The organism is Neisseria sp. HMSC068C04 (genome assembly GCF_001810105.1).
Taxonomy (GTDB): domain Bacteria; phylum Pseudomonadota; class Gammaproteobacteria; order Burkholderiales; family Neisseriaceae; genus Neisseria; species Neisseria flavescens_B.
Map to the genome: position 1 here is coordinate 1 of NZ_KV799979.1, position 1,451 is coordinate 1,451.

The 1,451-nt window shown below is 43.1% G+C and carries 3 protein-coding genes; all 3 read left to right on the forward strand.

The features are described from left to right. Nucleotides 1-584, forward strand: a 584-nt coding sequence (locus HMPREF2700_RS07955; protein WP_070591417.1) for an RHS repeat-associated core domain-containing protein, incomplete at its 5' end; no start/stop codon positions are given. 2 nt (nt 585-586) lie between these two features. Then, nucleotides 587-1,084 carry a hypothetical protein gene (locus tag HMPREF2700_RS07960; protein ID WP_070591418.1) on the forward strand — a complete coding sequence of 166 codons (498 nt, stop codon included), beginning with the start codon at nt 587-589 and terminating at the stop codon, nt 1,082-1,084. Nucleotides 1,085-1,319: 235 nt separating this feature from the next. Then, nucleotides 1,320-1,451: RHS domain-containing protein (locus HMPREF2700_RS07965; RefSeq protein WP_210389885.1), on the forward strand; the 132-nt coding region annotated here is incomplete at its 3' end.

Below are 1,451 nucleotides of genomic sequence, written 5' to 3' on the forward strand. Positions count from 1 at the left end.
ACTACAACCGTTTCCGCTATTACGACCCTGAAATTGGGCGGTTTGTGAGTCAGGATCCGATTGGTTTGGATGGCGGATTGAACATTTATGTTTATGTGAAAAACCCCGTTCAATGGGTAGACCCTTCAGGGTTGGATAGCATATGGGTAAGAAATTGGAAAGATCGGTATGGGACATTGGCTGCCGATCATGAAGTCCACCACATTATTCCTAAAGACCAAGATACATTACGACTAGCTCGCGCGTTATGTTCGAATTTTAACGAGCATTCGGCTGAAAATCTGATAGCTTTACCAAAAACTTCGGCCGTTACTTCCCAAAGCGGTAACGGGTATGGTAAAACAATACATAACGGTAATCATCGTGCATACAGTGCTGCGGTAAGGCAGGCTTTGAAAGTTGCCAATCGCATGAAGATTCCCGGGCTTAGTGGCTGTAAGAAATTAAGTATTGTGCAACAGGCTTTAAGAGCCGAATTAGAAAAAGGCAAAATAACCATGTATGGTAATGAACATCCGGGAGGCACGGCTGGAGTTAAGATAGATTGGGAAGCTGTTATTCGTAAACATGTAAGAGGTAAATAGCAATGAAAAAAACTTGGAACCAAATACTTGAATCAGCGCAACCTGTGGTTGATTTTTTGTCATCAGACAGTTTCTTTTCCCGTCCTTATGACGGCGATCGTGAAAAATTTATCGTTACCACTTCTCCGGAAGAAGCCAGATATCTGTTAAGCGATGAATGGGATGAATGGGAGGAAATTATAGATACTCAGCAATTCTCGGGTTTGGAGAATTTCGATTGGCACTACTTGGTTGGTAGTAAATTAATTAATACCAATTGCCTGGGAGCCCTAGATAAGGATTTTCATGGGGCAGATAAAAAGCTCACGATAGAGGGGGGGGCAAATTTACTAGAGGAAACAATGCCTGACAATATGAGGATTTTATTGAATTGTTACGCCAATAACTACATACCGGAGATTTGGAAAGATATTTTATATGTTTACCAACATAACGGTTTCCCTTGCGGCTGGAAAGGAGATTATCCGGAAGGGAAAATGATCGTTTTTTCCAACGAATAAATGATGAGAAAACTGTACCCCGTTTGAAATTTTAATTCATGTGCATGGGTTGGTTTGAAAAGGCCGTCTGAAAAGCTTGCCCTCTTTTCAGACGGCCTTTTCAGTTAAAAATATTAGATCGCCATAAAGTAAAGACATTCGCGCATTTGCAGAACCTTACGGCTACAACCCCGAAACCGATCCGCTGCTAAAAATCCCACCCGAACCCCAAGGGCAGTCCGAAGCGCAGCCCGAATTGGTTTATTACCAACTCGACCATCTCGGCACACCGATTGCTGCACACAATGCAAAAGGCGAAGCCGTATGGACAGCCGAATACGAAGCATGGGGCAAAATCCGTAACGAAACCGTTTCAGACGGCCTCAAA